This window comes from Pseudomonas taeanensis MS-3 (genome assembly GCF_000498575.2).
Lineage (GTDB): Bacteria > Pseudomonadota > Gammaproteobacteria > Pseudomonadales > Pseudomonadaceae > Aquipseudomonas > Aquipseudomonas taeanensis.
Genome location: NZ_AWSQ01000009.1, coordinates 191330 through 215817 on the forward strand (window position 1 = coordinate 191330; position 24488 = coordinate 215817).

The 24488-nt window shown below is 60.5% G+C and carries 15 protein-coding genes; 8 read left to right on the forward strand and 7 right to left on the reverse strand.

The window, feature by feature from the left end; translation table 11 throughout:
• The first annotated feature begins 8 nt into the window (after nt 1-8).
• A complete protein-coding gene (gcvA, locus tag TMS3_RS21120) occupies nt 9-926 on the forward strand; it encodes a transcriptional regulator GcvA (protein ID WP_025167287.1) in 918 nt (305 codons plus the stop codon).
• A 136-nt stretch (nt 927-1062) separates the two neighbouring features.
• Nucleotides 1063-1665: a tRNA-uridine aminocarboxypropyltransferase gene (locus tag TMS3_RS21125; RefSeq protein WP_025167288.1), complete on the forward strand. Its 603-nt coding sequence runs from the start codon at nt 1063-1065 to the stop codon at nt 1663-1665.
• A gap of 142 nt (nt 1666-1807) precedes the next feature.
• Here TMS3_RS21125 and TMS3_RS21130 read toward each other — a convergent pair whose 3' ends face one another.
• Genes TMS3_RS21130 through TMS3_RS21140 form a run of 3 tightly spaced genes read right to left on the reverse strand, consistent with a single transcriptional unit; the run spans nt 1808 to nt 6714 of the window.
• Entirely contained in the window at nt 1808-3166 is a 1359-nt protein-coding gene (locus tag TMS3_RS21130) for an HlyD family type I secretion periplasmic adaptor subunit (protein ID WP_025167289.1), read from the reverse strand.
• A gap of 9 nt (nt 3167-3175) precedes the next feature.
• On the reverse strand, nt 3176-5326 hold the full coding sequence (locus TMS3_RS21135) for a type I secretion system permease/ATPase (protein WP_152985557.1): 2151 nt from the start codon (nt 5324-5326) through the stop codon (nt 3176-3178).
• 32 nt (nt 5327-5358) lie between these two features.
• The gene (locus TMS3_RS21140) at nt 5359-6714 is read right to left on the reverse strand and encodes a TolC family outer membrane protein (protein ID WP_025167291.1); all 1356 of its coding nucleotides are present in this window, start codon (nt 6712-6714) and stop codon (nt 5359-5361) included.
• Nucleotides 6715-7164: 450 nt separating this feature from the next.
• On the opposite strand from TMS3_RS21140, the gene TMS3_RS21150 reads away from it, so the two are divergent.
• On the forward strand, nt 7165-13731 hold the full coding sequence (locus TMS3_RS21150) for a retention module-containing protein (RefSeq protein WP_083491816.1): 6567 nt from the start codon (nt 7165-7167) through the stop codon (nt 13729-13731).
• A gap of 192 nt (nt 13732-13923) precedes the next feature.
• On the opposite strand, the gene lapD is transcribed toward TMS3_RS21150, so the two are convergent.
• The 4 genes from lapD to TMS3_RS21170 all read right to left on the reverse strand — a co-directional run bounded on the left by lapD (nt 13924) and on the right by TMS3_RS21170 (nt 17722).
• Complete coding sequence (gene lapD, locus TMS3_RS21155) at nt 13924-15870, reverse strand: cyclic di-GMP receptor LapD (protein WP_025167294.1); 1947 nt, start codon at nt 15868-15870, stop codon at nt 13924-13926.
• Between the two features lie 9 nt (nt 15871-15879).
• On the reverse strand, nt 15880-16581 hold the full coding sequence (lapG, locus tag TMS3_RS21160) for a cysteine protease LapG (RefSeq protein WP_029866551.1): 702 nt from the start codon (nt 16579-16581) through the stop codon (nt 15880-15882).
• A gap of 139 nt (nt 16582-16720) precedes the next feature.
• Entirely contained in the window at nt 16721-17119 is a 399-nt protein-coding gene (locus tag TMS3_RS21165; RefSeq protein ID WP_025167296.1) for a YbaN family protein, read from the reverse strand.
• 15 nt (nt 17120-17134) lie between these two features.
• Nucleotides 17135-17722: a UPF0149 family protein gene (locus tag TMS3_RS21170; protein WP_025167297.1), complete on the reverse strand. Its 588-nt coding sequence runs from the start codon at nt 17720-17722 to the stop codon at nt 17135-17137.
• A gap of 164 nt (nt 17723-17886) precedes the next feature.
• On the opposite strand from TMS3_RS21170, the gene recQ reads away from it, so the two are divergent.
• From recQ to TMS3_RS21195, 5 genes are all read left to right on the forward strand, one after another.
• A complete protein-coding gene (recQ, locus tag TMS3_RS21175) occupies nt 17887-20013 on the forward strand; it encodes a DNA helicase RecQ (RefSeq protein ID WP_025167298.1) in 2127 nt (708 codons plus the stop codon).
• Between the two features lie 122 nt (nt 20014-20135).
• Nucleotides 20136-21296: a GGDEF domain-containing protein gene (locus TMS3_RS21180; protein WP_025167299.1), complete on the forward strand. Its 1161-nt coding sequence runs from the start codon at nt 20136-20138 to the stop codon at nt 21294-21296.
• Nucleotides 21297-21441: 145 nt separating this feature from the next.
• A complete protein-coding gene (locus TMS3_RS21185) occupies nt 21442-22458 on the forward strand; it encodes a DUF2804 domain-containing protein (protein WP_025167300.1) in 1017 nt (338 codons plus the stop codon).
• Between the two features lie 86 nt (nt 22459-22544).
• On the forward strand, nt 22545-22979 hold the full coding sequence (locus TMS3_RS21190; protein ID WP_025167301.1) for a MarR family transcriptional regulator: 435 nt from the start codon (nt 22545-22547) through the stop codon (nt 22977-22979).
• Nucleotides 22979-24382: a DHA2 family efflux MFS transporter permease subunit gene (locus tag TMS3_RS21195; protein WP_025167302.1), complete on the forward strand. Its 1404-nt coding sequence runs from the start codon at nt 22979-22981 to the stop codon at nt 24380-24382. Before TMS3_RS21190 ends, TMS3_RS21195 begins: the two co-directional genes overlap by 1 nt.
• The last annotated feature ends 106 nt before the right edge of the window (nt 24383-24488 follow it).

Here is a 24488-nt window from a genome sequence, read left to right on the forward strand (position 1 = left end):
AGCACGATATGAAGAAAAGACTTCCCCCATTAAATTGGCTGCGCTCGTTTGAAGCGTCGGCCCGCCACCTGAATTTCACCCAGGCGGCGGCAGAGTTGAGCCTGACCCAGGCGGCCATCAGCCAGCAGGTCAAGGGCCTGGAATGCCAGTTGGGGGTCAACCTGTTCAAGCGCTTGCCCCGGGGGCTGGAGCTGACCGAGGCAGGCCAGGCCTACATGCCGGTGATTCATGAATCCATAGAGCGGCTGATCGCTGCGACGGATGAGCTGTTCGGCATGGGCCGAGTTCGACGGCTGATCATCAGAGTCAATCTGGTGTTTTTCACCACCTGGCTGGCGCCCCGGTTGGCTCGCTTCAGGGCGCGCCATCCTGAGATCAGCCTGCAGTTCACCAGCAATATCTGGCGGGATGAGCAGGGCAAGGAGGCGGATATGGAAATTCGTTACGGCAAGGGTAACTGGCCTGGCCTCAAGTCCATCCGGCTCAGTCGTGACGAACTGTTCCCGGTGTGCAGCCCCACGCTGCTCGATGGGCTAAGCCCACCCGATTCGCCCGAGGCTCTCACCGAGCATACCTTGCTGCATGTCATCGGCTACGAAGAGGGCTGGGGTTACTGGCTCAAACAAACGGGCTTTCAGCACCTGGATGCCTCTCAGGGGATGCAGTTCGATACGCTGATCACCGCCATGGAAATGGCGGCCCTGGGCCATGGCTTGGCACTGGGGCGCACCTCCCTGGTTGCGGAAATGCTGGCCAGTGGGCGTTTGGTGGCCCCTTTCGAGCAACGGATCAACTCCTCAGAGTCGTTCTATCTGACCTGCCCGACTCACCAGTACATGCACCCCAATGCCGAGGCGTTCTGGGCCTGGCTGATCGAGGAAGCAGAGGCGGAAAACGACCATCTTCACCCTGCATCCGGCGCCTAGCGGGGTTGCGCTCTGAGATAGCGCGGTGGCTTTCTCGTGGTGTGTGCGACAACAGGTTTCAGCCTGATGACGGGCTTGAGCCCGCAGTCCGCCCGACGCGAGGCTTGTGGCACACTGCGCGGCTGAGGAGATGACCATGCCACGCCCCCATTGCCCACGCTGTAGCCGCCCGCTCGATCATTGTCTCTGTGCGCTGATCCCGTTGTTGCCTAGCGCCACCCGCGTCCTGATCCTGCAACACCCCAGTGAGCTCAAGCATGCGCTGAATACCGCGCGTCTGGCCGCCTTGGGCCTGAGTAATGCCGAGCTGCGAGTGGGCGAGGAGTTCGAGGATTTGTCAGCGCTGCTGGCGCAGCCGGGTTATCGAGCGTGTCTGCTGTTTCCGGGGGAGGACACGCAGCCGCTGCAGCAATTCGCCGCGCAGGCCGTCGATCAACCGGTGCTGCTGGTAGTGCCCGACGGCACCTGGCGTAAAGCGCGCAAATTGCTGCACCTCAATCCGTTACTGGCGGCCTTGCCGCGGGTGGCATTGCCGGAGGGGCTGCAATCGCGCTACCGCGTGCGCAAGGCGCCGATGTCGGGTGCGTTATCGACGGTGGAGGCGGTGGTCAGTGCGCTGAATATTCTCGAGGCGCCGGCGCAGTTCGACGCCTTGCTGAAGCCCTTCGAGGCGCTGATCGAAGGGCAAATCAAGGCGATGGGCGAGGACACTTTTCAACGCAACCACCTGCCCAGATAGGTCCGCTGTCCAGGGGGCCATGGCGTAGCCCGGATGAAATCCGGGAAGCAGGACAGGGGCCGAGATTGTTTCCCGGATTTCTTCGGGCTACGACGTCGAGCGCTTAGGCAAGGACTCAGGATCAGTTTTTACCCATCTGAATTCAGCGCTCGCGCAGCGCCTCGGCACGGGCCTTGAGGACGGGTTTGAGCAGGTAGTCCAGCACGCTTTTTTCACCAGTGATGATGTCCACTGTGGCGATCATGCCGGGAATGATCAGCAGCGGATGCTCGGCGCTACCCAGGTGGCTTTGCTCGGTGCGTACCTGAATCAGGTAGAAGCTCTTACCTTCTTCGTCGGTGATGGTGTCGGCGCTGATCAGTTCCAGGTTGGCCTTGAGTCCACCGTAGATGGTGTAGTCGTAGGCGCTGAACTTGACCATGGCCTTCTGCCCCGGATGCAGAAACGCCACATCCTGCGGGCGCACCTTGGCTTCTATCAGCAAGCTGTCTTCCAGCGGCACTATCTCCAGCATGTCGCTGCCCGGCTGGACCACGCCACCGATGGTGCTGATCTTCAACTGCTTGATGATGCCCTTGACCGGGGAAATCACCGTGGTGCGACTGACCCGGTCGTCAATGGCAGAGCTACTGGCAGTGATTTTTTTCAACTCGGTGCGGGCATCGTTGAGTTCCTTGAAGGCATCGGAGCGGAAGGCCAATTCGGACTCTTCGACCTTGCTCTTTATCTCGTTGATGGCCGCTTCGGCCCGCGGGATGGCCAGGTTGGTGGCATTCAGTGAGCCGCGAACTTCGACGACGCTGCGGCGTAGACGGAGTATCTCAACCTGGGAAATCGCCCCGCTGGCGACCAGCGGTTGCGACATGTTCAACTCTTGCTGTAGCAGGCCGAGGCTGGAGCGGTACTGCTGAGATTTGGAGCGAAACTCCGCCAGCTCCTGGGTCTTCTGCCGCAGTTGCTCACCGAGGGTGCGTTGCTCGCTGTGCAGGCGCTGTAGCCGCGAGCGGTACAGTGCCAATTCATCTTCGGCCAGCTGTGGCGCGCTGCGGCTAATCTCCTCCGGCATGGCGATTGGACGGCCTTCGGCCTCGGCTGTCAGGCGTTCGATGCGAGCGATCAGTGCCAGACGGTCGGCTTCGCTCTCACCTTGATTGGAGAGAAAGCGGGTGTCGTCAAGACGCAGCAGCACGTCACCCTTGGCCACGACTTGGCCTTCGCGCACGAAAATTTCGCTGATGATGCCGCCCTCGAGATTCTGGATCACCTGAATCTTGCTGGAGGGGATGGCCTTGCCTTCGCCCGTGGTGACTTCTTCGAGCACGGCAAAATTTGCCCAGGCCAACGCCGCTATCAAGCAGGCAGCGACAGCCCACACCGTGACCCGCGAGAACCAGGGCGAGTCCTCGAGTATGGCGCCGTCCACTTCCGGCATGAACTCGGTGTCCTGCCGGTGCTGGCGCAGGCCGCCAAAGTAGTCGCGAATCGATTGGGTTCTCTCCATCAGTTCTTCCTACACCGCTGCCGGGCCGACCCGGCCTTTGCGCAGGGCTTCGATGACCGACTCTTTGGGGCCGTCGGCGACGATCTGGCCGTTGTCCAGGACAATCAGCCGATCCACCAGGCTCAGCATGGCGGCGCGATGGGTGATCAGCAGCAGCGTCTTGCCTTGCGCCCAGGTCTGCAGGCGGTTGCGCAGGATGTCTTCGCTGCTGTTGTCCATCGCACTGGTGGGCTCGTCGAACAGCAGGATGGGCGGGTCGAGCAGGATCGCGCGAGCCAGCAGCACGGCCTGGCGCTGGCCGCCGGAGAGCAGCTGGCCACGTTCGCCGACCGGGCGATCGAAACCTTGCGGGTGTTGCCGGGCCAGTTCGCTGACGCCGGTCAGTTCTGCCACTTCGAGCATGCGCGCGTCGCTGACATAGCGTGCGCCGAGGGTCAGGTTGTCGCGCAGGCTGCCGGCCAGCAGGGGCAAGTCATGGGCGACGTAGCCAATCTGGTGACGCAGATCGGCTACGTCCAACTGCCGCAAGTCGAGGTTGTCGAGCAGAATCTGACCTTCCTCAGGGCTGTAAAGCGCCATCAGCAAACGGGCCAAGGTGCTCTTGCCCGAGCCGCTGCGGCCGATAATGCCGATCCGCTCGCCTGCGTTGAGGTGCAGGCTGACGTTGCTCAGCGCGGGTGCGCTCTGATTGGGGTAGCGGAACGTCACCTGCTGCACCGTCAGCTCACCCTTGAGCTGAGTGCGTTCCAGCGGACGTTGCGTGGCCTGACGCTCTTGCGGGAGCGCCATCAGGGCGTCGGTGCTGGTCATGGTCAGGCGCGCTTGCTGGTAACGGGTGATCAGTCCGGCTATTTGTCCGAGTGGCGACAAGACGCGACTGCCGAGCATATAGCAGGCAACCAGCGCACCGACGCTGAGGTTGCCGGCGATAATGCTGTAGACCCCGGCAACGATGATGGACATGCCGGCGAGCTGCTGGAAGAACAGGGTGCCGTTGGTGGCCAGGGAGGAGAGGAAACGGGCGTGGCTGTCCAGACGGGTCAGGGCGCCGTGGGTCTGCTCCCACTCATGTTGCCGCTCGCTCTCCGCACCACACACCTTGAGGGTTTCCAAGCCGCCCAAGGTTTCGATCAGCAGGGCCTGGCGTTGCGAGGCCAGCGCCAGACTCTTTTGCACCGTGTCACGCAGTCGCCCCTGAATGATCAGGGCAAACAGCGCGGTCAACGGGAAGGCCATGAGCGGAATAACCACTAGCGTGCCGCCGATCAGCCAGATCACCGCGATCATCAGGAGGGCGAAGGGCAGGTCGATCAGGCTGGTCAGGGTCACCGCGGTGAGAAACTCGCGCAACCCTTGGAAGTCATGGATGCTTTGGGCAAAACCGCCGACGGTCGCCGGGCGTGCTTTCATCGCCATACCGGTAATTCGCTCGAACAGCGTGGCGGACAGCACCATGTCGGTTTTCTTGCCTGCGGTATCCAGCAAGTGGGCGCGGAGCACACGCAAGAGCAGTTCGAAACTGGTGCCGATAAACAAGCCAATGGCCAGTACCCACAAGGTGGAAGTGGCTTGGTTGGGTACTACACGATCGTAGGTCTGCATGACGAACAGCGGCACCATCAGACCCAGCAGGTTGATCAGCAGGCTGGCGAGTATGGCGTCGCTGTACAACCAGCGTGACAGCTTGAGGGTGTCACGGAACCACGCCTCGATGCGTGGCACCAATGGGATACGGGCTTCTTCCAATTCATGCCGTGGACGGGCGAAAAAGGCCTGACCACTGTACTCGCTCGCCAGTTCTTCACGTGTCACCCATTGTTCGCCACCTTCCGCTTCGCTCGGCAGAATCAACACCTGATTATTGCTGCCCCACTTGCGCAGTACGGCGCTACGGCCGTTCTTGAGCAGCAACAAGACCGGCAGGTTCAAGGCAGAAATCGCGCTCAGCTCGCGGCGCAGCAAACGCCCTTGCAGGCCGGCCCGTGCCGCCGCGCGGGGTAGCAGGCTGGCGCTGAGGCACTGCTCTGGCATGGGTAAGCCGGCGCTCAGGGCGCCACGGCTGACTGAACAGCCGTGCAGCTTGCAGAGGATCAGCAGGCCATCGAGCAACGGGTCGTCGTGACTGAGCCGCGGGTCGTTGGGTGGAGTCGACCGTTCCATGGTGGTCAAGGGCTACTACTCCTCAGCCAGAGTCACTGCATGGCCGGCAAACGCGCCTCGCTCTTCACTTCCGAGAGGGCTACGGCTTCGGCCGGAACTACTACATTCTGCTTCCTCAACAGCTCGCCCATGGCGGCAATCACTCGGTACATGGCGAACTCTTCGGTATAGCGCACCTCGGTATAGCGGCGGTTCGCGGTGAACAGCTCGTTTTCGCTGTCCAGCAGGTCGAGCAGGGTACGTTGGCCAATGCCGAACTGCTGCTGATAGGCCTCGCGTACGCGCCTGGTGTAGTCCGCATAGTCACGGGCTTTGGGTGTTTGCAGGCGTGCATTCTCCATGGCGTTCCAGGCCAGCGAGAGGTTTTCGTTGAGTATCCGCAAGGCGTTGTTGCGAATGTCCATCGACTGGTTGATCTGGTGTGCGGAGGATTGCAGACGAGCCTTGTCGCGCAGGCCGTTGAACAGGTTGTAGTTCATCACCACGGCCGCGCGCCAACTGTTGTTGTGGCCTTTCTCGCCCTGGGTGTTGTCGTCGGCGTTGGTGGCCAACTCGATATCGAAGCGCGGGTAGAAGGGCGACTTGGCGACGGCATATTGTTTCTCGGCAGCATTCACATCGGCTTGTGCCGATTTCAGGAAGGGGTTGTTGTCCATCACGGTTTGGCGGGCTTGCACGAGATCTGCGGGCATTTCGCCCTTTATCGTTCCCGGCAAGGCGAGCTGGTCAGGCATACGGCCGATGGCGCTGAAAAAGTTGGCTTCGGCATCGGCCAGGTTGACTTGCTCGGTGTACAGGTTGTTAGCGGCCAGCGCCTCACGGGCTTGCGACTGATCGAGGTCGGCTGTGCTGCCAACGCCACGCTCACTGCGCAGACCAATCTGATCATTGATGCGTTGGTGGGTCTGCATGTTGTTTTTAGCCAGAGAAACCAACTCACGACGTTTGAGTACTTCCAAGTACACGTCTACGGCGCGCAGCGCCAAGCTTTCCGCTGTGCCCAGTACATAGTAGGCGCGTGAGTTGACCACTGCTTCGGTGCGCGCTACTTCATTGGGCGTATTGAAGCCGTCGAATAGCATCTGTCGCAGGCGCAGTTCGGCATCACGAAAATTCAGGGTTTCCTGATTGTGATTACCCAGGGCGCGGGTGCTGGGGCTGTCGGTTTTCTCTCGACCATAACCCACCAACAGGTCAACCGTTGGTAGATAGCCGCCCCTGGCCACTTTGACCTCCTCATCCGATACCAGGCGGTTGTTCATGCTGGCATGCAATTCGGGGTGATTATCCAGGGTGCTCTGGATGGCTTCGGAGAGCGTTATGGCCTGCGTCTGGGTAGAGGCCAAGACCAGCAGAATGCCGCCGTACAGGGGTGTAAGCACGCGCATGGGTGAAACTCCTTTTAAGGTGCTTGGCCTCTAAGGACAAAATATTGACGGTTATTCTGTCCGTAAGAGTTTTTATGCCTTTACGCCATAGCTAAGAACATCTTCCAGTGTAGCTAAGATAAAAATGGCACAAGGCTTATGAGAAAAGAGTCTTATGCATTCCGTGAGAACGAGCCTTGTCTTACCCCCATAGGCCAGATAGATCGGGCCTTTTGGCTCATTTCAGGCGGTGGCTAGTGGTCAGGCGCTGTTTAGAGCAGTTAAGGAGGTAGATGGGCTTGCTGGAATAGGGAGTATGTTTTTTGACGACATTTATTTGTCGTTTATGTGGAGTTGAATACGTTTTACCTATCCATTGCACCCGTCTTGCGCGCGTCCCCCTGTTCGAAAAGTGTTCGGCCCTTATGAAACCTGTCGACGGTGATTGGCAGAGGGAGTGGGGAGAGTGTTATGGCTACGTTAATCGGTGTCGTTCGTCAGGTTGTCGGCGAAGTTTTTGCAGTCGCGGGTGATGGAGCACGTCGACCGCTGGCCGAAGGTGATCGCGTATTTGCCGGTGAACAGCTTGCTACGGGTGCCGTAGGCGCAGTGGCAATCGCTTTGGTCGGTGGCGGCGAGTTGACCCTCGGACGCAACAGCCAGCTGCTGTTGGACACGCAACTGCTGGCCAGTGCCCAGGGTGATGCAGCCACAGCTCCGGTAGCCAACACTGCAGTCACACCGAGTGAGCAGGATCTCAGTGACGTCGAGCAGCTGCAGGCCGCTATCGCAGCAGGTGAAGACCCTACTCAAGTTGGCGATGCCACTGCGGCGGGACCCGGCGCGGGTAATGCGGGCAATGCTGGCGGCGGTCACTCTTTTGTGCTGCTGGATGAAACGGCCGGTGCGCTCGATCCAACCATAGGCTTCCCTACCGCAGGTCTGTCGTTTTCCCCCGAGTTTCCCGACCCCGAACTTGAGCCGGACGTAACCCCCGAGCCGACCGCCGCAGTGGTGCCAGAGGGCCCTGATTCCACGCCCGAGGTCGAGATCATTCATCAAGACGCCGAAGGGCAAGTGCTGGGCGCCCCTGGTGTGGTCGATGAGGCGGCACTGGCGACTGGTAGTAACGCCGCGAGCAATGCCGAACAGGCTTTCGGTCGGCTGGTCGTCAACTCGCCGGATGGCGTCGCTGCCTTGCAGGTGCAGGATAAGGATGGCAACTGGGTCGATGTCACAGCCGGCGGTACCGTACAGGGCGTCTACGGCAGCTTGGTGGTCGATGCGGCTGGCCGATGGGTATACACCCTCAACGGCAGCACCCAGGACCACGGCAACCCCTCGGCAATAGGCGCGGCCGATCAAGTGGGTGAGAGTTTCGCAGTACGGGTGTTCGATACCGACGGCGATGTGTCGCCCGTCAGTACCTTGTCTATCAATATTAATGATGACGGCCCGAACGCGGTGGATGACAGCAACAGCATCGCCGAAGATACGTTGACCCCTATTAGTGGCAACGTGCTGAGCAATGACCTGCACCCCAACGGCCAACCCGGTGCGGATACCCCGATTAGTTTCGTCAGCTGGACCAGTACTGCGGCCACTTACGGCACATTCACCGACACCGGTAACGGCACCTACAGCTACAGCCTGAACAACGCCAACCCGGCGGTGCAGGGCTTGGACGCCGGCGAGAGCCTGAGCGAAACCTTCAGCTACACCATGCAGGACGCCGACGGTGACACCGCCACGGCCACCCTGACCATCACTATCACTGGCAGCAACGATGTGCCGGTACTGACGGTCGATCCGGGCAACCAGGGCGCTAATGATCGAGTCTTCGAGGCCGGTCTGGCGCAGGGTTCGGACGCCGCCAGCAACAGCGAATTTGCCAGCGGCACCTTCACCCTGAGCGACGCCGACGGCCTGGATGACCTGCAGAGCGTGACCATCAATGGCGTCACCGTGGCCATCGGCAGTCTGGCCGGCAGCCAGTTCATCGGCGCCCACGGCAGTCTAACCATCAGCGCCTACAACACGGCCACTGGGGTGGCCAGTTACAGCTATGAACTGACCAGCCCGACCACCGATGGCCCGGGTATCGAGAGCGACAGCTTCACGCTCAGCGTGTCGGACGGCACGGCATCCTCGGCGCCAGCCAGCATCGTCATCGAGATTGTCGACGATGTGCCGCATGCGGTGGATGACAGCAACGCCACGTTCGCCTCGGAGAACCAGCTGACCCTGATCGGCAACGTTCTCGACAATGATGTGCAGGGCGCCGACCGCCTGCCAGGCGGGCCGATACAACCGGCAGTCATGCAGGGCACTTACGGCACGCTGACCCTGAATGCCGATGGCTCCTACAGTTATCTGCTGGATCCGAGTGATGCAGATTTTCTCGCGCTGGGTGGCGGGGGGATGGCGACCGAGACCTTCACCTATACCCTCAACGATGCCGACGGCGACAGCGATACTGCCAACCTGGTACTGAAAGTCAGAAACCTCGACGACAAGGTACAGATCAAGGACCTGGACGTTCGTGGTGGCGAGCACCGCGTGGATGAGGACGACCTGGCGATGGGTTCGGACCCGAGCAAGGAGTCCACTACGGTCAGCGGCACCTTCAAGGTGCAGGCGCCGGATGGGTTGCTCAATCTGACCGTGGGCGGCATCCAGGTGGTACTGAACGGTGTGGTGAGTGGCTTCCCGCAGTCGGTAACCACGCCGTTGGGTAACCAACTGACCATCACCGGCTTCGATGCCGATGATGGCATTCTCGACGAAGGCATCGTCAGTTACAGCTACACCTTGCTGGGCAGTGCGCAGCATGCTCCCGGCGGTGGCGAGAATCAGCTGACCGAGCATTTCGCCGTGCTCGCCGAGGACGTGGACCATGACACCGATCTGGCGTCCCTCGACATCAACATCATCGACGATGTGCCGCATGCGGTGGATGACAGCAACAGTATCGCGGAGGACAGCGTCACCCCGATCACCGGTAATGTGCTGAGCAATGACCTGCACCCCAATGGCCAGCCGGGTGCGGACACCCCGACCAGCTTCGTTGGCTGGACCAGCACCGCGGCCACATACGGCACCTTCACCGATACCGGGAATGGCACCTACAGCTACAGCCTGAACAACGCCAATCCGGCGGTGCAGGGCCTGAATACCGGGGAGAGCCTGAGCGAGACCTTCACTTACACCATGCGTGACGCCGACGGCGACACGGCCACGGCCAAACTGACCATCACCATCAACGGTGCCGACGACCATGCCTCGGTGGTGACGGCCGCCGCGTACGGCCCGGATGCCACGGTGTATGAGCACGGCCTGACCTCACTGGCAGACACCAGCGAATCCACCAGCGGCAGCTTCACGGTGTCGGCCAGCGATGGCATCGCCAGCGTCACGGTGGGCGGTGCGACCTTCAGCCTGGCGCAGTTGCAGGCACTGGCAGCGACTAATCAGCTGGTGAGTACAGGCGAGGGCACATTGACCCTGACCGGCTACAGCGGCAGTGCCACGGCCGGCACGCTGAGTTACAGCTACACGCTGAACGCCACGATCGACAACGACAGCCATGCCGGCGCCACCGACACGCACTTCGACGACAGCCTGAGCATCAGCGTGCTGGGGGTAGGCGGCAGCACGGCGAGCGATGAGTTGGTGGTGCGCATCATTGATGACACACCGACTGCGATGAATGACGGCCCAGTAGGTGTAACCGAAGACGCCGTGTCGAACAGCGTCGGTGGCAACGTGCTGACCAACGACAGCGCGGGAGCCGATACGCCCAAGGCCTTCACAACCTGGGCGGCGACAGGGCACGACAATACGGCGGCGATCAACGCGCTGAATAGCTTCGGCACCCTGACGTTGGCCGCTGGCGGCGTCTACAGTTTCGTGCTGGACAACAGCCTGGCGTCAGTCCAGGCACTGAATGCCAGCAGCCATCTGTCCTACGACGTGTATTACACGATGCAGGATGCCGATGGCGACTCCAGCTCGGCCAAGCTGACCATCACCATCAGCGGTGCCGACGACCATGCCTCGGTGGTGACAGCCGCCGCTTACGGTCCCGATGCCACGGTGTACGAGCACGGTCTGACTTCGCTGGCAGACACCAGCGAAACCACCAGCGGCAGTTTCACGGTGTCGGCCAGCGATGGCATCGCCAGCGTCACAGTGGGAGGCGCGACATTCAGTTTTGCGCAGTTGCAGGCCTTGGCGACAACCAATCAGCAGGTGAGTACGGGCGAGGGCACATTGACCCTGAGCAACTACAGCGGCAGTGCCACGGCCGGCACGCTGAGTTACAGCTACACACTGAACGCCACGATCGACAACGACAGCCATGTCGGCGCTACGGGTACATACTTCGACGACAGTCTGAGCATCAGTGTGATGGGCGTGGGTGGTAGTGCGGCGAGCGACGATCTGGTAGTGCGCATTGTCGATGACACGCCGACTTTATCCACGGTTTCCCCCGCTTCTCTGAGCAATAACGCGACGGGATTCGCTACAGGAACATCTGATCCAGTCATCGGCGCAGATGTACCGGGAACTGCCGATTTGACGGGAAATATTGCAGGTTGGAACGGTACTAGCGTGACCTATGCGGCATCGTCGCTGACCTCCTCTGGCAATACGGTGTATTACGCAGTCAGCCCTGTCGATACCGGGGTTTTATATGCATACACCAGCGCTCTTCCCGGTACTTACACCGGTGGTCCTGGACAGTCGCTGATCTTTACCCTGACTTATGATGCAGCGGGCAACTATGCCATCGATATGAATGGCAAACTGGACGGCCCTACACAGAGTTTCGATGCAACCTTCAATCAGAATATTGGTGGTAATCAGGATTATCTGTTGGTTACCGATACCGGAGCGCTCTACAAGCCGGGGGAAAGCATTCCGCTTGGACAAACCGTGATAATGACGGTGGACTCTTCGGAGGGTGGGGTGAACTCCAGTATGCAAGGCCTCGCACCGGACAATCAGTGGGTGGATGGCAGTGAAGTTATATTTTTCTCTTACGCCAGCCCCATTGTCAGTGCGCAATTTTCTATAGATATCCAGGGCGGGGGAAGTAGCAACACGGTTCATTGGACTGTCTATGGCCAGGACTCTTTGGGTAACACCACCACGCAAAGTGGGAATACGCTATTTTCAGACCATGTGCTGACCAGTATTCCAACAGGCTTGACGGCGATAACCAGGATTGATCTGTCGGATACCGGTGGCAATGGCTTCCGGGTGAATGGCTCGTCGATTGTTGAGCGGATTGAAGAAGATCCGATTGCAACTCAATTTGAGGTAGCGGTAATTGATGCCGATGGGGATCGCGCGGCGGCGGTGCTGGATGTCATCTTCGAGCCCTCATTGACCGGCCAACTGATAGTGGCCTCCAATGCCAGTGACGTTGCAGGCAGTAGTGCGCCTTATGTGACGTCGGGTGGTGCGGGGGTGATTACCGGTGGCGCTGCTGCAGATATCCTCGTGGGAGACGAGGGGCGCAGTAATCTGGTTGGTAAGAGCGTCAATCTGATCCTTATTCTGGATTCTTCAGGCAGCATGAAGGCCAATATCGCTTTCAATGATACGAATATGAGTCGTATGGAGGCTCTAAAGCTGGCTGTTAATAATTTGCTGGTTGGACTTTCTTTGGGAGCGGCTGATCACGTCCGGGTTCAGCTTGTGGATTTTGATAGTTCGGCAAGTAGTCTGGGCATCTTCGATCTCAAGGATGGAGAGCTGAGTGCCGCGCAAAGTGCAGTCAATAGTTTGGTTGCCGGTGGCTACACGAACTATGAGGCGGGCTTGCAAGTGGCCTTGAATTGGGTGGCCAGTGGTGGCGTCGATGCACCATACACAGGGGCTAATGTCATTAATCAAGTCGTATTTGTCTCCGATGGTGAGCCGAACAGTTGGCTGAATGGAGATTCAACCAGCCTGAGCAATGTCACAACTGATGGCTCCAAGAGTACGGCAGTGGCTCAGGTGCTGGGTTCGTATAACCCTTCGGGCCATATCAATGACGATAGAGTCAGCGAAGTGGCTCTGCTGGAGTCAACCTTCGGGCAGATTCAGGCAGTAGGCATTAATGTCGGCGGCACTGCTCTGGATATTCTGAATCAGGTGGAAGGCGAGCTTGCGAATGTTAACCCTGATGTCGCCAGCAACATCACGACGGGAGAGCAGCTCGCCAGCGTTCTGGCTGATTTCAATCCATCGAACCAACTGCATGATGCAGGTAGCGACCATATAGTCGGCGGTGGCGGCGATGATCTGATTTTTGGCGATGTGCTCTACACCGATGTTTTGGCGGCTACCGCAGGGCTGACAACCAACCCAGGGGCCGGGTGGCAGGTTTTCGCCGCGCTGGAGGGCGGTGATGGGCCAGGCAGTTATGCCACATGGACGCGCGCCGACACGCTCAACTATATCCGCACGCATGCCGAGGAGCTGGCGGGGGAGTCCGGACGGGCGTTGGGGCACGACCGCATCGATGCAGGGGATGGCAATGACCTGGTGTTTGGCCAAGAGGGCAATGACTACATCTTGGGCGGCAAAGGCAATGATGTGCTGGCCGGTGGTTCAGGACATGACACCTTGATTGGAGGAGAGGGTGACGATGTGTTGATCGGCGGCTCAGGCAATGACCTGCTGTCTGGCGGTCTCGGTAAGGATAGCTTTGTGTGGAACTCGGGCGACTCCGGGATTGATCACGTCACTGACTTCTTTATCGATGGCCCCAATGTGTCAGGCGGCAACTCGGATGTCCTGGATCTGTCGCAGTTGTTGGTCGGTGAGAGTGCCAGTGGCAACGTGTTGGATGACTACTTGAGCTTTACCTTCGGCGCCAGTACCGCCATCGACGTGCGCGCAACGGCCGGCGGAGCCGTGGTGCAGCAAGTCGTGCTCGACGGGGTGGATCTTTCCAGCGCCGCGTACTACGGCAGCACGGACGCGGCGACGGTGATCGATGGCCTGCTCGCCGATAACGCGCTCAAGGTGGATACCGTCTGACTCGCCAGCAGAGGAGAAAGCCCACTGCCTGAGCGGGCAGTGGGCTTTTTTGTGCCTGCTGAGTCAATCGACCCATCTTGCTGCGGGGTTTGTTGCCAGGTGAGCTTGCTCATGGCTGCCGAAACCGGCTCACTGAGCGCTTGCTCAACGGGTGCTGGGTAAACCTCTTTCAGTCCGGTTGGGTAGCTAGCGTCATGTTGGCCAAGGCGCGGGGGCACTGATCAGGCGGCCCATGACGCCGCGGATGCCTAGTTCCTTCAACACGGTCAATTCACCCTCGGTTTCCACCATCTCGGCGATCAGCGGCAGGTCGATGCTGTTGGTCGCGCGGAACATCGTCTCGATAAACAGGCGCTTGTCGTTTTCCTGATCGATGGCGCGGATGTAGCTGCTGTCGATCTTCAGGTAGGCCAGACCCAGGTGGCTGAGGTTGCCGATCAGGCTGAAACGCCCGCCAAAGTGCTGCAGACCGAGGTGGAAACCGGTGCTGCGGATCTGTTGGCTCAGACGTTCGAAGTCGGCGGGTGGTGGTAGATAGCGCTCTCCGACATCGAGGGTCATCAGGCTGGCGTGTTCCGGGTGCGCCTTGAGCAAGGCGAGCAGCCGTGCTTGGTTCTCCGGTTCACGCAGGGTGGCGGCGGACAGGCTGAGGGCCAGGGGCTGGCGATAGCGGGCCAGGTGAGCCAGGCTCTGTTCGAGCATGATCAGGTCGAAGCGTGCCGCCCAGCCGAGGCGTTCGACCCAGGGTAGGAAACGCCCGGCGGCGACGGCCTCGCCGTGGGGGTCGAGCAGGCGTGCCAGCACCTTATGTTGCAGGACCTGGCGCGTATCGGTGCACAACACCACGGGTTGAAAGAACAGTTGCAGTTGGCGACCGTTTAGCGCGGTATCTATCCAGTCGCGCCAGTCGCGTTGGCTGTGGTCGAGCTGGGCCGCGTACTCGTCCAGGCGCTGCCAGGGTCTGTCTGGAGTACTTTGCGCCTCGGTCAGCGCCTGGTCGGCTCGGCCGATTACTGCGTTCGGGTCTTCCCCAGGCCTAAACGCGGCGATACCGATATGCGCCAGGGGTAGGCAATCGCTAGCATCGGTCTGCCGCAGACTGTCCAGATGTTCGCTCAAGCTTTGCGCCAGGTGCTCGATATCCGCAGCGGACACTCCAGGCGCCAGCAGGCTGAACTCACCCCCGCGACTGCGGGCGACCAGCCAGTCCGGCTTGCCGAGTTGAACTTGAAGATGCGTGAGCTGTTCGCTAATGGCGCAAATCAACCCATCGGTGCGTTGACCGCCCAAGCGTTGGTTGAGATCGCCGAGATCATGGATGCGCACCAACAGCAGATAACCTGCGGCATGATGCTCGTTGAGCGTCAGTTGGCTGGCCAGGCGAATCTCGAACTGACGGCGGTTGGCCAGACCCGTGAGGCTGTCGTGGTAGGCCTCCTCCCGCAGTTTCTCGCTGCGTGTGGCTTCCTCGGCGAACAGTGCCTTGAGTTTCTCGACCATCTGGTTCATCGCCAACACCACCCGCTTCAGTTCAGGCGTGCGCGGTATGCGGTGCAGGGTGAGGAATTCGCGGCGGGTGATGGCATGGGCCTGTTGCACCATGTTGTCGAGGGGGCGCAGTTGGGCGCGCAGTAGCCAGCCACCCAGAATGGCGCTGAGCAAGCCGCAGAGCAGCAGCCAGAGCAGGCTGCCGATGGCACCGTCCCACAGCTTGGCCAAGGCGAATTGTGGGTGGCTGAGCACCTCGACCCGGGCAGCCTGTTCCCAGCCGCGCATGACCAGCGCATCGCCGCCCTGAGCCTGGAGGTCGACCAGGTTGGCGAACCAGTTCGGCACGGATTCCTCTATCGCGCTGTTGCTGCGCTCGAACAACAACTGTTGGTCGGCGATGCGCACCACGCGAATAGTGGCGAAGTAGCCACTGTCGAAGATTGCATTGACCAGCAATTCGAGCATCGCCGGGTCATCCACATGGGGCGTCATCGACAAACCTAGGGCCGTGGCGGCGTCTTGCGCGTGGGAGCGCAACTGGCTGATCAGCTGCTCGCGGGAAGTCTCCAGGCTGACGATGAAACTACCGGTAAAGGCCACCACCAGAAACAGGCAGATGGCGAGAAACAGCTGTTTGAGTAGGGACATAGTGTTCTCCTAGCCTTCGTCGATGACGAAGCCCTCCATGCGCATTTTTTTCAGTAAGTCCTGCCAGCGAGAGATTTTCTTGCTGTCGCTCTTTTTGCTGTTAGAACCCGGGAAATACACACCTTCTGCGTTGAAGGCATACACCGGGAGCAGGTCTGTGCGTTGTGAGGCCGGCTGGATCTCGTTGACCAGATTATCCAGCACCCAAGGGTCGGCAGTCGGGCTGGGGTAATAGCCCAACACCATATGTGCCTGATTCAGCTGCAGGGCTTTGACATAGGTGATGCGCAGCTTGTCGCTGGGCAGACCGAGGCGGCGTAAGGTGAAATACTTGGCGATAGAGTAGTCCTCACAGTCGCCTGCGCCTTTTACCAGCGCCTCGATCGGCGTGGCCCAATAGTCGTTTTGCTGCCAGATCTGACGGTCATCAATGAAGCGTAGTTGGCGGTTGAAGAAACGGTTCACCCGCTTGAGTTGCTCGTGCTCAGGCAGATTGGCGCTGCTGGTGATCAATGCGTCCCATTGCAGAATCCGTTGCCTGGCCGCACCGAGGGCGCCGTAGCGAGTTTCGGCATTGTTGATGATCTGCGCGAAGTCCCAATTGGCCCAGCTCGCATTCAGCCCGAGCCCACCGCCAAACAGCAGGCACAGCGACAGCGCTGGCCCCTGCAGGCGCTGTCGGCATCCAGCAAGGCGCTGCCATGGCTGCATATGCCGCATCTCCGTCGAAGATGCACAGAGTCTAGGTGGCGCCTGGTGGTTTTGCAGGGGTGTCGGGGAAACTAGGACTGGGGCTGCACACTGCACAGGGAGCCATGAGGTAGAGATAGTGCACCCCAGGCGTCAGCTATTACCGCTTGGGCAGGGTTTTCTGTCTGAGGATGTACAGGGTCACCAGCACCGCACTGCTGAGCATGAACAGGCGTGCCCAAGGCAGTGCCACCAGGTAACAGGACAGGCCGATACTCAGCCACATCAGTGCGATGCTGTAGACCTTGGCCTTGAGAGGAATACCCTGGCCTTCGAGGTAGTCGCGAATCCACGGGCCGAGCTGGCGGTGGTGGATCAGCCACAGGTAGAAAGACCTGGAGCTGCGTACGAAGCAGGCCGCGGCCAACAGAAGGAAGGGGGTGGTGGGCAGTACCGGGAGGAAAATACCAATCACCCCCAATGCCACGCTCAGCCAACCCAGGGTCAGCAGGGCGTAGCGAATGGCTGGATTACGATGCTCATGAACGTCTCGCGCCATGGCGATGGCGTGAGGTTAGTGGTGGCGTGGCTTGAGCAAGGCCGGCTTTTCCTCCGGGGCGTGGCAGAGCAGGAACAAGGCGGTGAGTAGCTCGGGGATCTGCTCGGCCATGCTGTCTACCAGATCGCGATCTTGGGCGATTTCGGCGAACTCCGCTTGGTCATCGAACAAGCCAGACGCGACCATGATCGGCAGCAGCAGCTCACTGACTTCGTCTTCGGCGTCTTCGAACCATACCGATTCGCGCAGGAACACGCCTTCCATGAAGCCGATGCACCAGCCACGCAGGTCGGAGTCGTCCGGGTCGTCGCCGAGGTCGAGGTCGCAGGGAATCTCCGGCTCATCGTCGCTGGCCAGTTGGCGAGCGATATGCCCCTTGAGTTGCAGCAAGGTGGCTTCGACTTCTTCGCGCTCGGCATCGCTGCGGTAGTGCGGCGGCTCGGAGAACAGCGCATCGATCCACTCGCGATCCGGTACGGGGTCCGGGCAAATCGACAGGGCGGTCAGGTAGCCGTGGGCGGCCACATAGTCCAGGGCCTCTTCGTGCAGCTCATCGGCATCGAGGAAGGCTTGCAGGCGGGAGAGTTGCTCGGCGAAGGACATCGTGGGGCTACCTTGAAGGATTTAACGAGGATGAATTCTAGTCTAGACCCGCCGCAGCAGCTATAGGCCAGGCTCACACAGAGCAGGATAACCTGGCTTTGCAGATCAAAATTCAACCAGGCATGCACTTGCGTATAATGCCCGGCTCGATTCGGAGACCTGCAATGCTTGAGCAAGCCCAACGCATCCTTAAAGACATCTTTGGCTACGATAGTTTCCGTGGCCGTCAGGGTGCGATCATCGAGCGCGTGGCCGGCGGCGGCGATGCTCTGGTGCTGATGCCCACCGGTGGCGGTAAATCCCTGTGTTTCCAGGTCCCGGCCCTGCTGCGCGAGGGCCTGGCCGTGGTGGTTTCACCGCTGATCGCCTTGATGGACGACCAGGTCGCGACCCTCGACGAGCTGGGCGTGGCGGCGGTTGCGCTGAACTCCAGCCTGAGTGCAGATGAGCAGCGCGAAATTGCCGAGCGGATCAACCGGGGTGAAATCAAGTTGCTCTATCTGGCGCCTGAACGCCTGGTGCAACCGCGCATGCTGGCATTCCTGCAGCGTCTGCAGGTGGCCCTGTTCGCCATCGACGAGGCCCACTGCGTGTCGCAGTGGGGCCATGATTTCCGTCCCGAATACCTGCAGCTGGGCCAGCTGGCCGAATTATTCCCCGCGGTGCCGCGCATTGCCCTGACCGCTACGGCGGACATGCGCACCCGCGAGGAAATCGTCAATCGTCTGCATTTACAGCAGGCCGAGCGCTTTCTGTCGAGCTTCGACCGACCGAATATCTTCTACCGTATCGTACCCAAGGAGCAGCCGCGCAAGCAGCTGCTGGGGTTCCTGGCCGCCCGCAAGGGCGATGCCGGTATCGTTTACTGCCTATCGCGCAAGAAGGTCGATGAGGTCGCGGCCTTTCTCAGCGAGCAAGGGTTCCCCGCGCTGCCTTACCACGCTGGGCTGCCCAGCGAGTTGCGCTCTTACCACCAGAAGCGTTTCCTCAACGAGGAGGGGCTGATCATGGTGGCGACCATCGCCTTCGGCATGGGCATCGACAAGCCCAACGTGCGCTTCGTCGCCCACCTCGACTTGCCCAAGTCTCTGGAGGCCTACTATCAGGAAACTGGTCGCGCCGGCCGCGACGGCCTACCGGCGGATGCCTGGATGGCCTACGGCCTGCAGGACGTGATCTTCCTCAAGCAGATGCTCAACAACTCCGAGGGCGATGAACGGCACAAACGTGTCGAGCAGCACAAGCTCGACGCCATGCTCGCCCTGTGCGAGGAGACCCGTTGCCGACGTCAGGTGCTGCTGGCCTACTTCGACGAGGAGCTGCCGCAGCCTTGCGGCCATTGCGACAACTGCACCGACGGTGTGCAGACCTGGGATGCCACCGAGCCGGCCCGTCAGGCGTTATCGGCGATTTATCGCAGCGGTCAGCGTTATGGCGTCGGTCATCTGGTCGACCTGTTGCTCGGTCGCGATAACGACAAGGTGCGCAACCTTGGCCATCAGCATCTGTCGGTGTTTGGAGTGGGCAAGGCGCTCGCCGAGGGCGAATGGCGTTCGCTGTTCCGTCAGCTAGTCGCACGCGGGTTGGCCGACGTCGATCTGGAAGGCTATGGCGGGTTGCGTCTGTCCGACAATTGCCGGGCCCTACTGCGCGGCGAAGTGACCTTGCAGCTGCGTCGCGACCTGAAACCGCAGCACAGCGCCAAAGCCTCCAGCAGCGCCGCCAGCCAGTTGGTGCGCGGCGACGAGCGCGATCAATGGGAAGCCTTGCGCGCGCTGCGGCGCAAGTTGGCGGAGGAGCATGGGGTGCCGCCTTATGTGATCTTCCCCGATGCCACCTTGCTGGAAATGCTGCGCAGCCAACCCAGCACCCTGGCCGAGATGGGCCGGGTCAGCGGTGTCGGTGCGCGCAAGTTGGAGCGCTACGGCGAGGCCTTCCTCGAGGTGCTCGGTGCCGGCGCCGATGCGCCGCGGGCAGTGGTCGACCTGCGCCACGAACTGGTCAGCCTGGCACGTGCGGGGATGACGCCGACGCAGATTGCCGGGCAACTGCAATGCAGCGAGAAGAACGTCTACAGCCTGCTGGCCGAGGCCATTGGCCGCCAGCAGTTGTCGTTGGAACAGGCGCTGGATTTGCCGGAAGCGCTGCTTGGCGAGATTCAGGACAGCTTCCTCGACGGCGAGGGGGAATTGCCGGCGGTGGCGGCGCTCAGCGAGCAGTTCACCGGGCGCGTGGCGGACGGGGTGTTGCACTGCGTGCGCGCAGCCTTGCAGGCCGAGTTTGAAGCCTGAGGTGGGCGGCGCTGTGCTGGCAGCTAAAAGCACGACATATTCCACGGCCGCAATTCGATTAACCTATGACGCAATGGACGTGCGCTTAAGGCGGCTACAGGCCACCAACAGATGAGGTCATAGTGCCGCTTCCACATGCCTGGCTAGATGATGTTGGTTCCAGCCCCTACGCCGATCAACTGTCCTCGGGTTTTCACTTGCTGCGATTCGCCAATCCTCTCGAGAGGGAGTATCGCGCGTACATACTGGAGCACAGTTTCGACCTCAAGCGCATAGGGTTGAACGTCGGCATCCTGCTCTGGCTGGCGTTCGCGGGGCTGGATTTCGCCATGCTGCCTGCTCCGGAAGTGTGGTGGGTGCTTGGCGTGCGCCTGGTGGTGCTGATTGCCTTGTTGATCTGCGCCGGTTTAATCCCGCCGCGCGAACATGCGCCTCTATTGCAGCCATTGAGTCTGTTGTGCATTTCGATAATTGGCATAGGGGCTGCTCTGGTTGTCGGCATCGCTCACCACGGCGACCCGAATTACCCCTACGAAGGGTTGCTGCTGGTCAGCATGGCCGCCTATTTTCTTGTGGGGCTGCGCCTCAGTGAGGCCCTGGCCTGTGCCTGGCTGGTGTTGCTGGTGTATGTGGGCGTCGAGCTTTGGGTAGATTTGCCCATGCCTAGATTGGTCAACAACGTGTTGTTTCTCCTGTTTGGCAATCTGATTGGCGCGGTGGGTTGTTATTTGCTGGAGTTCAAGTCGCGCGAGCATTTTCTGGTCAGCCAACTGATGCGCGTGCTGGCTGAGCACGACAGCCTGACCGGTCTGCACAACCGACGCAGCTTTAACCGCACCTTCGAACGGCTGGGACGCCAGGCTCAGCGCGATAGCCAGTCGATCGCCTTGCTGCTGTGCGACATCGACCACTTCAAGGCCTATAACGATCGCTACGGTCACCAGGCCGGTGATAGTGCACTGCAGCGGGTTGGTAGCTTGCTCAACGATGCCGGGCGCCGTCCGCTGGACATGGCCGTGCGCCTGGGCGGCGAAGAGTTCGCCGTACTCCTGTACGGGATTGACGAGACACAGGCCTGGCAACGGGGCGAAGCGCTACGCACAACCCTGGAACAGCTGAAGATCCCGCACGCAGGCTCGGACACCGCGGGTGTGCTGACCATGTCCGTCGGGGTGGCCTGTATCCAGCCCGCACAAGGCGGCGAATTGGCGCAGCTCTATGAGCACGCCGATCGGGCGTTGTATGAGGCCAAGGCCTTTGGCCGCAATCAGGTGGTGATGTAAACCTGGGAGCCTGGAGGGTAGCGTTAAATCCGACAGGTTCCTGGCTTGGCCGATTTCGCCCCAGTGCATGGCGCCGGCAGTCAGTGTCTGAGCGGGAAGCGCAGTGCTAGCATCGCGGAAATCCCCGGTGTGAGCGCTTTCTTCGATGGATCGACTGATACAAGCCAACGGCCAGCCCCATTACGGCATCTTCAGTGCCGCGCCCGGTCTGGTCAATTACCGCGATTTTGATTTTCGCTCACCCATGGGCCGGCGCCTGGGTGCTTTGGCCAAGTGGCGGCGCTTTCACCAGTTCCAGTATTTCGGGCTGATCAGCGAGCAGCTGATCGGCGGCTGCGCCTTGGCCAACCTGAGTCTGGCCGGGATCGGTTTCGTCTATCTGTTCCATCCGCCCAGCGGACGGATGATCGAGCGGCAATTCAAACTACCGCTGAGCATGGGCACGCGTTTTTCTCAGCAACCTGACGATGGCGTATGCGAGCTGCGCAGTGGGCGCAATCTGCTGCGCTTGGAAAACCGCACAGATTCGCGCGAGAAGCGCTTGCTGGTTGAGTTGGATGACGGCACTCGTATTGACGCTGGTTTTTCCGAGGCCGAGCCTGCTTTTCAGCCGATGTGCATCAACACGCCCACTGCGGTGAACGGTTGGGTGTATGCGCAGAAGGTGGCCGGGCTGCGTTGCACCGGCCAGGTCAGGAGCAGCCTGGGCGACTTCGATCTGGCGGCTATCGAGGCATTCGCCCATCATGACTGGTCGGCGGGCTACATGCGCCCGGAAACCCATTGGAACTGGGCGTGCCTTTCCGGCCAGGTCGCGGGCCAGCGAGTCGGCTTGAATTTGTCCTGCGGGGTCAACGAAACCAGTTTTACCGAAAATTGTTATTGGCTGGACGGGGAGCTGATCAAGGTCGATACGGTGCGCTTTGCTTTCGATCGCCAGCAGCCCTTGCAGCCCTGGCACATCGACTCCCATGACGGCCAAGTGGCGCTGCGCTTCGAGGCGCGTGGGCTGCATCAGGAGCGTACAAACCTGGGCCTGTTGGCCAGCAACTTCAAGCAGATATTCGGTCAATTCAACGGTGTTTTGCGCCCGCCCGGTCGAACCGAGATACGGGTCGATGGTCTATGGGGCTTTGTCGAGGATCAGTATGTGAAATGGTGAGGCAAGTCAGGGGCTTGCACTCGGCTACAGGGTTATGGTTAGCTGGCTAATAATTAGTTTTTTGAAGCTTATAAGAGCCGTTATCCATGTCGCAATCAGATCAACACCGTTTCGCCATGCAAGTCGCCCAATTATCCCGCGCCTGGCGCGCCGAACTGGATCGCCGTCTGGTCGGGCTCGGTCTGTCACAGGCCCGCTGGCTGGTGCTCCTGCATTTGTCCCGTTTCGAAGAACTGCCCACCCAGCGCGAGCTGGCGCAAAGCGTCGGGGTCGAGGGCCCGACCCTGGCCCGTCTACTGGATAGCCTGGAAGCCCAGGATCTGGTCAGCCGTCAGGCGGTGCCTGAGGATCGCAGGGCGAAGAAAATCGCCTTGCGTCCTCAAGCCCAACCGCTGATCGAAAAGATCGAGGCGATCTCCACCCAACTGCGCCAGGAGCTGTTCGCCGGCATCGACGAAGAAGAACTGCGCCGCTGTCAGCAGGTGCATAAGCAGATTCTGAGCAACCTGGAAAAGCGTTAATGCAGCAGGACCTGCAGACCCTGCATGCGCACTTCGGTGCGCGCTACCCGCAGTGGCTGCTGAGTGTACTGATGGTTGGCAGCATGGCGATGGTGCTGGCGTCGACCAGCATCAATGTGGCCCTGCCGGCGATCATGGCGGATTTCGCAATTGGCCGGCCCCTAGCGCAGTGGCTGTCCACCGGCTTTCTGGCGGCGATGACCGCCGGTCTGTTGTTGGCAACCTGGGCGCATGCGCGGTTCGGTGCCCGACGCACTGCGCAGCTCGGCCTGTTGCTGTTTATCTTCAGCTCGTTATTGGCGCTGGCGGCGCAAGCGGCCTGGCAGCTGATCGCCCTGCGCATCGTCCAGGGCTTGTGCGCCGGGATCATCCAGCCATTGGCCATGGTGCTGATCTTTCGCGTATTCGCCGAGGGTGGGCGTGGCATGGCTCTGGGGTTGTATGGCCTGGGGGTAATGGTCGCGCCGACACTGGGGCCGACCATCGGTGGCTATCTGGTCGACCATTTCGGCTGGGTGGCGGTGTTCTGGCTGCCATTGCCGATGTGCCTGCTGGCACTGCTGGGTGGCTATTGGTTGCTGCCCAGCCAGCGTGAACGTACCACTCCGTTTTTGGATGTCTGGGCTTTTGTACTGCTCTGTCTGGCGTTGTTCAGCATACTCGGCGCTCTGGCAGAGGCGCAGCGGTTTGCCTGGAGCGAGGTGCGCGTGTGGGCGACAACCCTGATAGGCATGCTGGCATTCGCCGGATTTTTCGCGCGCAGCCGTAGCAGCGACAAACCGCTGCTGCCCCTGGGGTTGTGGCGCCACGCCGGTTTCCGTAGTGCCAGCTGGGTGGCATTGACCCTGGGCATGGGCCTGTATGGCTCGACCTATCTGATCCCGTTGTACTTGCAAACGATTGAAGGTTTCAGCGCCGGGCGCGCCGGATTGCTCTTGCTGCCGACTGGGGTGTTGATGGGGGTTGCTTCCTTCGTCGGCGGTTGGTTGAGCGATCAGCTCTCGGCAGCTTTGCTGTTAATCAGCGGTTTGCTTGTCTTCGCTTTGTCGGCAGCCGGCTTGGGTTGGCTCGAACAGGGGGCCTCATTCGCCGTGTTGTGTTTCTGGGCGAGTGTCGGCCGGGTCGGGCTTGGTTTGCTGTTGCCGGCTCTGAGTACCGGCTCGCTGGATATTCTAAGCCCGCAGGAACTGGCTCAGGGCGCGGGTGCCATCACCTTCGTGCGCCAACTGGGCGGCGCCTTTGGGGTCAATCTACTGACCTTCTTTCTGGAGTGGCGGCACAGTGCCGAAGGCGGCACCCGAGTGGCCGAGGCGTTGGCTTTCCAGCAAAGCTTTTGGCTGATGGCAGCCGTCTTCGCGTTGACGGTACTGGCGGCCCGGGGCGTGCGCTCGACAGTGCACTGACACCTGGAACAGCCAATTATTTGTTCGTCAGCTTTCTGGCTGTTGGTCTAGGCTTTTGCGTATCATGGCCATCTGCCTCATCACTGTGCGCCTACCAGAACGCGCA